Raw genomic sequence first — 11,214 nt, forward strand, 5'->3', positions numbered from 1 at the left:
TCACACCTCCGGTGCGGTCGAGTCGGGGGCCTGTCCGTCGGACAGTTCCTGCAGCCAGGTCGGCGACGTCAGCCACTTCAGCGGGATCGGGGGGCTGGGGTAGCCGGCGACGAGGATGGTGTTCGCGTGCACCGAGTAGTCCCCGGTCTGGACGAAAACCTTGACCCGGTCCCGTAGTTGGTAGAACTCGGGCAGATAGCGCAGTTCGTGCACGTTCTCCTCCCCCACCAGTTCGGAGACGAGTTTCCGGCCCTCCGGGTTGGCCCGGATCATGTCCTCGGTGACGATGGCCGCCTCGAAATCTCCGGACTCGCACAGCACGGAGAGCAGGTCACCGACCGAGGGCAGCCCGGGAGCGATGCCCAGATCGATCGTCTCGACCTGCGGCGACAGCGGCACCAGACTGGCCGCCGACGTGCCGCTTCCGGCATCGGCGATGTAGACCATCTCGCCGTGGCGTAGCTGGCTCACCACTGCCGCCAACCTCTCGTGCAACAGACGGACCTTCGGTGCCATGGATGTGCCCTCTCCTCGTGGTGGAAACGCCGCGATCCGCGGTCGGAACGACCGATCGACCTCGGCCCGTCGAGCGCCGAATGTGCTCTAGTCGACAATCGACTAAAAACGTAAGCCGGACGACGGCATCCGTCAAGAGGTGTTCCGCCCGACAAATCAAGGCTTGACCCCGCCGCCCGGAGCACGCACACTAAACGTGTCGGTCGATTGTCGACAAAGGATCAATCCGCTGCGTGGCACGACCTGTTTCCGCGAAACCCACCCTGAAGGAGCGAACTATGGGCCAGCTGCTCGAAGGCAAGACAGTAATCATCACCGGTGCCGGTGGCGGGATCGGCCTGGCCACCGCGCTGCATCTGCACGACGAGGGCGCCCAGGTGGTCGCCACCGTCCACTCCGAGGCGAGCTTGCCGCAGCTGAAGGTGGACGACGACCGCCTGATCGCCAAGGTCGTGGACGTGACCGACGAAGAGCAGGTCAAGGGCATTATCGACTTCACCGTGCAGACCTTCGGAAAGCTCGACGGCATCGTCAACAACGCCGGCGTCCTCAAGCCCGGGACGATCCTCGACGCCAGCGTCGAGGACTTCCAGAAGACGTTCGACGTGAACGTCAAGGGCGTGTTCCTCGGGACGAAGTACGCCATCCCCGAGTTGCTGAAGGCCGGCGGCGGATCGATCGTCAACTTCGGCTCGATCAACTCGGTCGGCGCGGAGAAGTTGCTGACCACCTACACCGCGAGCAAGGGTGCGGTGCTGACGCTGACCAAGGCGGTCGCCCTCGACTTCGGCGCGCAGGGCATTCGGGCCAACACCCTGTGCCCGGGCTTCGTCGACACCCCGCTGAACGTCCCGCACTACACCGCCCTCGGTGGTCGCGACGAGCTCGAGGCCGGGCTCCCCGACTTCCAGCCGATCGGACGCGCCATCCTCCCCATCGAGATCGCCCACTCGGTCGCGTTCCTGCTCTCGGATCACTCCACGGCCATCACCGGCACGGCGTTCGTGGTCGACGGCGGCGTCCTCGCCGGCGCCTGATCACACCCGACGTGCGGCGGAGGCCCGGGAGCCTCGCGCCTCCACCGCACTTCCATTTGACAGCGGACGTGACGCACGCCACTATGGCAAAATGTCGACAATTAGACGAAATGAGGTCGACTCCGATGACTTCCACCAGCCACGATGTCACCGAGCACGATTCCGTCGATGTGCTTGTGATCGGCGCGGGTCCGTCCGGCGCAGTGGTCACCCACACGGCCGCGACTGCCGGCCTGAACGTCCTGTGCCTCGAGCAGGGCGACTGGGTCAACCCCAGCGATTTCCCCGCCAACCACCCGGAATGGGAATTGCTGATCCAGCACGACTGGGCACACGACCCGAACGTGCGCGCACTCCCCTCCGACTACCCGGTGGACATCCGCGACTCGGACATGTGGCCGGTGATGTTCAACGCCGTCGGCGGCAGTTCCATCTACTACGGTGCCGAGTGGCCGCGACTGCTGCCCTCGGACTTTCGGGTCAAGTCACTCGACGGCGTCGCCGACGACTGGCCGATCGCCTACGACGACCTCAAGCCGTACCACGACGAGGTCGACGCGTTCATCGGCGTGTCCGGTGTCGACGGTGACACCGCCTACCCCGACGGCCTCGAGTACCCGCTGCCGCCGCATCCACTGGGCAAGCCGGGGATGAAGGCGGCCGAGGCGGCGAACAAGCTGGGCTGGCACTGGTGGCCCGGCACCAACGCGATCCCGAGCCAGAAGAACAAGACCCTCGAGCAGTGCGGCCGCTGGGGCGTGTGCGAATGGGGTTGTCCGCAGGGCGCAAAAGCCTCGTTCGATCTGATCTACATGCCGCAGGCGCAGCAGGCCGGGGCGCAGGTGCAGACCGGGGCGCGCGTGCGCAGGATCCGAACCGACGACACCGGGCAGGCAACCGGCGCCGAGTGGATCGACCGCGACGGCACCGTCCACTTCCAGCCGGCGAAGTCGGTCGTACTGTGCGCCAACGGAATCGGCACACCCCGACTGCTGCTGCTGTCGGCGGACGAGCGCAACCCGGACGGGCTCGCCAACTCCTCCGGACTGGTCGGCAAGAACCTGATGCTGCACCCGAACTGCACCGCGGTCGGCTACTACGAGGAGAACCTCGAGAGTTGGCGCGGCCCGGCCGGTCAGCTGATCCACTCGATGCAGTTCTACGACACCGACACCTCCCGCGGTTTCGTCCGTGGTGCGAAGTTGCACGCACTGCCGACCCCGGGACCTCTGAACACCATCGAGACCCACCGCCAACTCGACTTCGACGAGCTGTGGGGTCCGGCCGTCCACGACGTGGCCCGCGCGTCGTCGAACGGCATCCTGTGGGCGGCCAACGTGGAGGATCTACCCGAGGAACACAACCGGGTCACCCTCTCCACGGCGGAGTTCGATTCGGACGGACTGCCCGCACCGAAGGTCGAATACCGGGTCAGCGAGAACACCCGCAAGATCCTGAAGTACACCGTCGAGCGGATGGTGGAATTGCACAAAGCGGCCGGCGCCAAGCAGATCATCACCCAGGAACTGTGGATCGATCAGCCCGGACATCTGCTCGGCACCGCCCGGATGGGCGACGACCCGGCCACCTCGGTCGTCGATTCCTTCGGCCGCAGCCACGACGTCGACAACCTCTACATCGCCGACGGCAGCATCTTCGTCACCTCGGGCTCGGCCAATCCGACCTGCACCATCAGCGCTCTGGCACTGCGGGTGGGCCGCAAGGTCGTCGAGGACGTCACCGCAGGAAAGGTCCAGGCATGAGCACCACCCCCATCGAACTGAAGACCTCGGCGCCGCGACGTCTGTCCGTGCCGGTTCGCACGCTCCGCCCGCCCCGGCAACTGTCCGAGGACGAGCTGACCATTCTGTTGCGGATCGCGGACAGCCTCATCCCCGAATCCGGAGAGAATCCCGCCGCCAGCAACGCGCAGGACTATCTGCGGTACCTCGATCTGGCGCTGGCCGCCCGCGCCGATGTCTTCGACGCGGTCGTCACGGCGATCAACGATGTCGCGGACCTCCACGGCGACGAACTCCACGCCCGGTTGAAGCGCATGTGGGCCGAGGACAAGTTCACCTTCGACCCGCTCTCCTCCATCGTGGCCGGGGCCTACTTCATGACCCCGCAGGTCAAGGCGCTGATCGGGTACCCCGGACAGCACCGGGACGCGGCCGGATTCGAGGACGCCGCAAACGAGTTGTCGACCGGCATCCTCGACCCGGTGATCGAACGCGGATCCATCTACGTCTCCGCTACCGGGGAGTGACGCCCCCGGGCCGGTCACCAGCTGATCTACTGTCGACAAGACACCTGCAACCCGAGTAGGACTGATACCACCTCGTCGAGTGAGCAACCACGAGGCCGAAGCAAGAAAGGACAACGGGATGACTCTGTCACCGAATCGTCCGGGGTCGACAGTGGGCCGCGAGGAGGGGGAGATTTCCCTCGGACGGATCCAGCAGCGCACCACGCCCGGTACCGTCGCCAACGTGCTGCGTACCGCCATTCTCGACGGCACCCTGGCCCCTGGAAGCCAGCTGCGGGAGGCACACATCGCGGCCGATCTGGGAGTGAGCCGGGCACCTCTCCGCGAAGCTCTGGGCATCCTCGCCGACGAAGGTCTCGTGGTGAAGATCGCCTACAAGGGTGCGTTCGTCGCCGAGGTCAGCGCCCAGGGCATGGCCGAGATCGCCAGCCTGCGCAAGCGCCTGGAACCGTACGCGATCGAGCTGGCGATGCCGCGGCTGGCGGCCGGTGGCCGCACGAAGGTCATCCGCGCGTTGCAGGACATGGCCCGCGGCGCCGACGACGGCGACATGACCCGAACCATCGACGCCCACATGAGTTTTCACCGGGTGTTCTACGAGCTCTCCGAGCACGGACTGCTGCTCGATCTGTGGCGCAGCTGGGAATCGCAGTTGCAGCTGTTCCTGTCCGCCGATCACCAGTCCTTCGCCGACCTGCACGACGTGGTCGCCGAGCACGAGCGGCTCCTGTCGATAATCGACACCGGCGACATGGACGCGATCACCCGGGAGATCGATCGTCACGTGCACGGTCCTGCATCCGCCCTGGACGCCGTCGACTCCGCGCGCGAGGCCGCTTCCGCCACGCATGCGTGAGTACGTCGACTTCCTGGGCGGTCAGCCGCCGTACGACGAACTCGAGTCGACCGACCTCGACGCCCTGGCACGCCTGGTCGAGGTCGAGTTCTTCCCGGCCGGACCCGCATCATCGAGGCAGGCGAATCTCCGTTGTCGCACTTCTACGTGGTGCGCACCGGGGAGGTCGAGGTCGTCGACCGAGGACGGGTGATCGACCTGCTCGGGTCCGGGGAGACCTTCGGGCAGATCTCGGTCCTGTCCGGGCTGCCGCCGCCCCTGGACGTGCGGGCCGCCGAGGACAGCCTCTGCTACCGGTTCCCGGACCCGAGACCGATCCTCGCTCACCCCGAACGCCTGCAATTTCAGCACTACAACACGCTCGTCACCCGGGAACGCCTCACCCGGTCCGGCCTGGTGGATCAGGCACTGCGCGCCGCCCGCCACCAGATGCGACCCGCCGTGTGGTGCCCCGTCGGGGCCACCGTGTCCGAGGCCGCGGCCGTGATCACCGACGCCGCCCAGTCCTACGCCCTGCTCGACCGCGGTGGGGAGATCGGGATCGTCACCGACAGCGACTTCCGGCGCGCCCTCGCGACGGCGTCGTTCGATCCGCACGCCCCCGTGACCACCATCTCCTCCTTTCCCGCCGAATCCATCGGTGCCGATGCCCTGGTGGGTGACGCCTTCCTGCGCATGATCGAGTGCGGACTGCACCACCTGGTGGTCCGGGGCGCCGCCGACCGGCCGGTGGGCGTGCTGCGGGTGGTCGACCTCGCCTCCGCCGAGGTACGCAATCCACTCGTCATCCGCCGTGCCGTGGACGACGCGCACACCATCGACGAACTCGCCGCCGCGGCCGCGTTGCTGCCCGGCACCTGGGTCGAGCTGTACGACACGGGCGTGGCACCGATGCACATCGCCGGACTTCTCTCGGCGGTCGTGGACGCCCTGGTGCAGCGGCTGGTCGAACTCACCGACATCGGTGACGACTGCGTGCCCCACCGGACGTCCTGGTTGCTGCTGGGCTCGGTGGCACGCCGGGAGCCGCTTCCCCGCTCGGACGTCGACACCAGCCTGGTCTGGGAAGACCTACCCGGAGAACGCAATCCGGCGCGGAAGTTGCAGCGCTGGGCCGGGCGCGTCCTCGACAACATGGAGCGGTGCGGGCTGGAGCGCTGCGTCGACGGCGCCAACGCCACCAACCCGGAGTTCGCCCGCTCCCGCGCCGATGCCGTCTCCACCGCCACGTCGTGGATCCGCAATCCCACCCAGCACAACGCACTGCTGCTGTCGTCGATGATCGCGGACAGCCGCCCGGTGACCGGACTGTCGCTGGGCCGCTCGGTGTCGGATGCGATGCTGGCGACCACCCGGAGCCACGAGTACCTCTCGGCGCTGCTGCGCTACACCGTCTCGAGCCGCCCGCCGGTGGGTTTCGTCCGCAACTTCGTGGTCGAGCAGTCCGGTGCCAACCGCGGCCACCTCGACCTCAAGGCCCGCGGACTGGTCCCGATCGCCTCGCTGGGGCGGTGGATCGCGGTGGTAACCGGCGACGACCGCGGCTCGACGATCACCCGGTTGCGGCGTGGCGGTGCGTCGAACCTGCTCACACCGGACGAGACGGAGGTCCTCGTGCAGGCCTTCGAGTACATCTACGGGCTGATCCTGGGCCGAGAGATCGACGCGATCAAGACCTCCACTGCCGCGACCACCTGGGTGGCGCCGAATCAGCTCGACTCCCTGACCCGTCGTTACCTGCGGGAGGCGTTCCGCGCCGTCGCGGAGGTGCAGAACCGGCTCGAGAGCGAGTGGGTGGCGCGACTGCCATGACGCCGCTCTGGAGACGAAGACGCGAGGACCCTCTGCGAAAACCGTGGCGGCAGAGCGAATACCTCGTCGTCGACCTCGAGACCACCGGGCTGGACCTGAAGAAGGACACCATCGTCTCCTACGGCGCCGTCGTCATCCGGGACGGCCGGGTGATCACCGCCGAAAAAGTCTACGACCTGGTCCGCCCGCGGTCGGCGATGTCTCCGGAGGCGATCGCCGTCCACACCCTGCGCCCAGCGGACGTCGCGGATGCCCCACCGCCGGATGCCGCGGTGCACACTCTCGCCGCCCTGATGACCGATCGGGTGGTCGTCGCACACTCGGCGTGGGTCGAGCAGGCCTTCCTCACCCGCGCGTTCCGCGACGCCGGCATCCGGTTTCGGACCCCGCTGATCGACACCGCGGCCCTGGCCCGCGCGTGCGCCACCGCGCCTGCGGGTCAGCGCGGCGACGCGGGTCTCGAGTGGCTCGCCACCGCGCTGGGACTACCCGTCATCGATCCGCACCACGCACTCGGTGACGCCGTCACCACGGCACAGATCTTTCTGGTGCTGGCCTCCCGTCTGAGCGGCCGCGGATACGACACCGCTCGCTCCCTGGTCTATCTGACCTGCGGGGATCGGGGTCTGTCGTCCCCGTGATCGGGCAGTAGCCCGGCGGAAACGATCAGTGATTGAGATCACACAGATCTATGGTAGATTGTCGACAGTTGCTCAAAGAGCGAATAGACTTCCCCTTGTGCGGCTACCCCCGACCCCAGCCTCGCCGCACTGCCGAGGCTTTCTCGACACCGACCAGTGAGGTCAGCATGGCCACAAAACCCGAAGAGCCAACCGTGTCCACTCAGCCACCCGTGCCCGGACCCGACTTCGAGTCCGCACCCACCGGGACGCCCGCGGACTCCGATGCCGCGTACCTGGAAAAGCTCGGGTACAAGCAGGAGCTCAACCGCACGCTCGGACTCTTCTCCGCGTTCGGGGTGCAGTTCACCTCGATCGCGATCGCCTCCGGCATCTTCACCACCCTCATCGTGGGATTCGGATTCTTCGGCCCCGCCTCGTTCTGGTCCTTCCTCGTGGGCGGCGGCCTGCAGGTGTTCACCGTGGGCCTGGCAGTGGCGCAGCTGGTGTCCGCCTACCCGCTGGCCGGCGGCGTCTACCAGATCACCGGCCGGATCACCGGCAAGCCGTGGCTCGCCTGGCAGACCGGATGGTGGCTGCTCATCGCCCACACGGTCGCCGTCACCACCGTGGCGGTCAGTATTTCCCCGTTCATCGCCGGGTGGTTCGGCGTCACGTTCGACGGCCCCGCCGACACCCTGCCCTGGGCGCTGGGCCTGATCGTCCTCGGCACGATCATCAACATCGCGGGCGTCAAGGTCGCCGCGGTACTCAACAACATCGGCGTCGTCGCCGAGGTGCTGTGCGTGGTTGCACTCGTCGGCGTCCTGCTGGTCGTCAAGCATCCCACCCAGCCGCTGTCCTTCCTGCGCGACTCGGCCGGGACCGCCTCCGGCGGGAACTGGTTCGTCCCGTTCCTGTTCGCGATGATCCTGCCCGCCTATGCGATTTCGTCCTTCGATGCCACCGGCAACGCGTCCGAGGAGACCAAGGACGCTGCCCGCAAGGCCCCGATGGCCTCGGTGATGGCGAACGTGTCGTCCTACGTGGTCGGCGTGTTCATGGTCGCCCTGATCATGCTCGCGATCCAGGACCTGCCCGCCGTGATGGACAGCGACACCCCGGTCAAGCTGATCCTCGACACCGCCGTCGGCTCCGCGTTCGCCAACGTCTTCGAGGCTGTCGCCATCATCGCGCTGTTCGCGGCGCTGGTGATGTTGCAGCTCACCGGAATCCGGGTTCTGTGGTCGCAGGCCCGCGACGGTCAGGTGCCTGCCGCACACTGGCTGCGCAAGGTCAGTGCGCAGCGCATCCCGATCAACGCCACTCTCACCATCTTCGCCCTGTCGGTGATCTTCGCCCTGTGGTCTTCGCTGCTGTCGGTACTGGCCGCCATGACCGCCCTGGCATGGGGACTGGCGTACGGCGTCGTGGTCACCGTCGGCCTCTGGGGTCTGCTCGAGCACAAGCTGCCGAAGCACCCGTGGCACTACGGATTCCTGAGCCCGCTCATCTTCGTCCTGGCCATCGCCTGGTCGGTGGTGCTGTGCGCGCTGCTGATCTACTCCGACCCCACCCACGTCGGAATCGGCATGCTGCTGGTGATCCTCTCCGGCGCAGTCGTGTACATGACCATCCCCAAGAGCCGACGCGGCAAGTCCATCGACACCCTGCAAGGCCACCTGTAACCCCACCCGCCGACAATTCGCAACCGAGGAAAGGTTTCACATGTCGTCCTCCATCCAGCTCACCAACATCATCGACGGCAAGGCGGTGACGGGATCCTCCGACAAGATCCGCACGGTCCTCAACCCCTCCACCGGTGAGGTGGTCGCCGAGCTGACCGAGTCCACGATCGACGACGCCGACCGGGCGGTCGCCGCCGCCCGCGCCGCCTTCCCCGCCTGGTCCGCCAAGACCCCCGGCGAACGTTCGCAGATCCTGCACGAACTGGCGAATCTGCTCGAGGCCAACCTCGACGAACTCGCCCACCTGGAAACGATCGACGCCGGCAAGCCCACCACCGCGGCCACCGGTGACGAACTGCCCGGGATCGTCGCGGCGTTCCGGCACTTCGCCGGGGCGGGCCGGACACTGGCCGCCCAGGCCGCCGGGGAATTCGTCGCCGGCAACACCAGCTTCGTCCGGCGTGAGCCCCTCGGCGTCGTTCTCGGCATCACCCCGTGGAACTTCCCTCTGTGGCAGGCGGTCTGGAAGCTGGCTCCGGCCCTGGTCGCCGGCAACACGGTCGTGATCAAGCCGGCCGAGCTGACCCCGATCGCCACCACCCGGTTCGCCGAACTCGCGCAGCAGCTGCTGCCCGCCGGTGTCCTCAACGTCGTACACGGCAAGGGCAGCGTCGTCGGTGATCACCTGGTGCGCCACCCCGAGGTCAACCTGGTCTCCTTCACCGGCTCCACCTCGGCCGGTCAGCGCATCGCGGAGGCGGCGGGCGCGACGCCCAAGCGTCTCGTGCTCGAACTCGGCGGCAACGCGCCGGTCGTGATCTACGACGACATCGACCTCGAGGCCGCGCTGCCGATCCTGACCAACGGCATCCTGTTCAACGCCGGCCAGGAGTGCATGTCCGCCACCCGTCTGCTGGTGAGCGAGAAGATCCACGACCGGTTCGTCGAGGCGCTCGCGGCGAGCCTGGCCGCCACCAGGATCGGGGACGCGGCCGACGCGTCGACCGTCCTCGGACCGCTGATCTCCGAAGGCCAGCGCGCCCGGGTCGCCGAGCTGGTCGACCGGCTCCCCGCTCACGCCCGCGTCGTCACCGGCGGCAAGGTCGTCGACGGTCCGGGTTACTTCTACGAGGCCACCCTGATCGACGGGCTGCAGCAGGACGACGAGCTGGTCCAGGAGGAGATCTTCGGACCGGTCGCGACGGTGCAGACGTTCACCGACGAAGCCGATGCCCTCGCCAAGGCCAACGCGGTCGAGCAGGGACTGGCCGCCTCGGTGTGGACCCGCGACATCGGCCGCGCTCTGCGGAACGTCAACGCCATCGAGTCCGGGGTGGTCTGGGTGAACAACCACATGGCCGTCGGACCGGAAGGCCCGCTCGGCGGCTTCAAGGGCTCCGGCTACGGCAAGGAAGGCGGCGCTGCGGGGCTCGAGGAGTTCACGCGAGTCAAGCAGGTCATCGTCAGCCTCTCCTGACCCGCTCCTCGCGATCTCCCGCTGATCACTGAAGTGCGCCGCGCCATGTCGAAAGCATTGGTGCGGCGCACTTTTCGCTTCACAGAGCGTTGCGAATCGCCTTGACCGACGCCCCACAATAGTCCACAATTACAGTCAACAGTCCTCGATAATCCACAGAATCAGGGAGGGTCGCCATGCTCGCAGCAGAACGTCACCGCCGGATGACCGAGGCACTGCGAGTGAGCCGGATCGTCAGCACCGAGGAATTCTCACGACTGCTGGGCGTGTCCACGGAGACCGTCCGCCGCGACCTCGTAGCCCTCGAACGCACCGGCGTCCTGGTTCGCGTCCACGGCGGCGCCACCATCGACACCGACACGGTCGGCGAGGAGGCACCGTTCGCCGAGAGATCGGCGGAGCGGCACGAGACGAAGAGCCGGATCGGGAAGTTGGCCGCGGAGCAGGTGTTCCCGGGCCAGACGCTGATCTTCGATGTCGGCACCACCGTCCTCGAGGTCGCTCGTGCCCTGCCGAACTCCTTCCGCGGAACCGTCGCCACCTGCTCGTTGCTGGTCGCTGCCGAACTCGCCGGGCGGACGGGCGTCGAGGTACTCGTCTCCGGCGGCTGGGTGCGGGGCGGCGATCTCGCCTGCTCGAATCATCAAGCACTCGAGTTTTTTTCGAACATTCGTGCCGACGTCGCGTTCCTCGGGTCCGGCGGTCTCGACGCCGATGCCGGGCTGACGGACTTCCATATCGACGAGGCCGCTACCCGCAAGACGATCCTCGCCGGCACCGCCAAGAGTTACGTCCTGGCCGACGCGACGAAATTCGGTCGCGTCGCCCCACACCGGGTCTGCGGATTCGACCGCGTCGAGGCAGTGATCACCGACCAGTGTCCGCCCGACCGGATCCGCGACGCCATCGAGTCCGCCGGCGCATCCGCGCTGTTCTGAT

At 67.3% G+C, this 11,214-nt stretch carries 10 protein-coding genes; 9 read left to right on the forward strand and 1 reads right to left on the reverse strand.

The genetic code is table 11. The features are described 5' to 3' along the window. Window positions 1–516, reverse strand: coding sequence for an RbsD/FucU domain-containing protein (locus tag MLGJGCBP_RS22200; RefSeq protein WP_160098028.1), 516 nt, complete (start codon window positions 514–516; stop codon window positions 1–3). Between the two features lie 278 nt (window positions 517–794). Between MLGJGCBP_RS22200 and MLGJGCBP_RS22205 the strand changes: the two genes are divergently transcribed. The 9 genes from MLGJGCBP_RS22205 to MLGJGCBP_RS22245 all read left to right on the forward strand — a co-directional run bounded on the left by MLGJGCBP_RS22205 (window position 795) and on the right by MLGJGCBP_RS22245 (window position 11,213). After that, window positions 795–1,553 carry an SDR family NAD(P)-dependent oxidoreductase gene (locus tag MLGJGCBP_RS22205; RefSeq protein ID WP_160098029.1) on the forward strand — a complete coding sequence of 253 codons (759 nt, stop codon included), beginning with the start codon at window positions 795–797 and terminating at the stop codon, window positions 1,551–1,553. A gap of 125 nt (window positions 1,554–1,678) precedes the next feature. Then, window positions 1,679–3,316 carry a GMC family oxidoreductase gene (locus MLGJGCBP_RS22210; RefSeq protein ID WP_160098030.1) on the forward strand — a complete coding sequence of 546 codons (1,638 nt, stop codon included), beginning with the start codon at window positions 1,679–1,681 and terminating at the stop codon, window positions 3,314–3,316. Next, window positions 3,313–3,822 carry a hypothetical protein gene (locus MLGJGCBP_RS22215; RefSeq protein WP_160098031.1) on the forward strand — a complete coding sequence of 170 codons (510 nt, stop codon included), beginning with the start codon at window positions 3,313–3,315 and terminating at the stop codon, window positions 3,820–3,822. The genes MLGJGCBP_RS22210 and MLGJGCBP_RS22215 overlap by 4 nt, the downstream gene beginning before the upstream one ends. A gap of 118 nt (window positions 3,823–3,940) precedes the next feature. Next, window positions 3,941–4,678, forward strand: a complete 738-nt coding sequence (locus MLGJGCBP_RS22220) for a GntR family transcriptional regulator (RefSeq protein WP_160098032.1) — start codon at window positions 3,941–3,943, stop codon at window positions 4,676–4,678. A 132-nt stretch (window positions 4,679–4,810) separates the two neighbouring features. Then, the gene (locus MLGJGCBP_RS22225; protein WP_236581255.1) at window positions 4,811–6,490 is read left to right on the forward strand and encodes a putative nucleotidyltransferase substrate binding domain-containing protein; all 1,680 of its coding nucleotides are present in this window, start codon (window positions 4,811–4,813) and stop codon (window positions 6,488–6,490) included. After that, window positions 6,487–7,131: a 3'-5' exonuclease gene (locus tag MLGJGCBP_RS22230; protein WP_201453158.1), complete on the forward strand. Its 645-nt coding sequence runs from the start codon at window positions 6,487–6,489 to the stop codon at window positions 7,129–7,131. Before MLGJGCBP_RS22225 ends, MLGJGCBP_RS22230 begins: the two co-directional genes overlap by 4 nt. Window positions 7,132–7,325: 194 nt before the next feature. Next, window positions 7,326–8,798 (forward strand): APC family permease, encoded by a 1,473-nt coding sequence (locus MLGJGCBP_RS22235; protein WP_236581256.1) that lies wholly within the window; start codon window positions 7,326–7,328, stop codon window positions 8,796–8,798. A 40-nt stretch (window positions 8,799–8,838) separates the two neighbouring features. Continuing rightward, a complete protein-coding gene (locus tag MLGJGCBP_RS22240; RefSeq protein ID WP_160098034.1) occupies window positions 8,839–10,275 on the forward strand; it encodes an aldehyde dehydrogenase family protein in 1,437 nt (478 codons plus the stop codon). 176 nt (window positions 10,276–10,451) lie between these two features. After that, window positions 10,452–11,213, forward strand: a complete 762-nt coding sequence (locus tag MLGJGCBP_RS22245; RefSeq protein WP_160098035.1) for a DeoR/GlpR family DNA-binding transcription regulator — start codon at window positions 10,452–10,454, stop codon at window positions 11,211–11,213. Window position 11,214: the final 1 nt, after the last annotated feature.

Source organism: Rhodococcus sp. T7 (genome assembly GCF_009872365.1).
Classification (GTDB): domain Bacteria; phylum Actinomycetota; class Actinomycetes; order Mycobacteriales; family Mycobacteriaceae; genus Rhodococcus_F.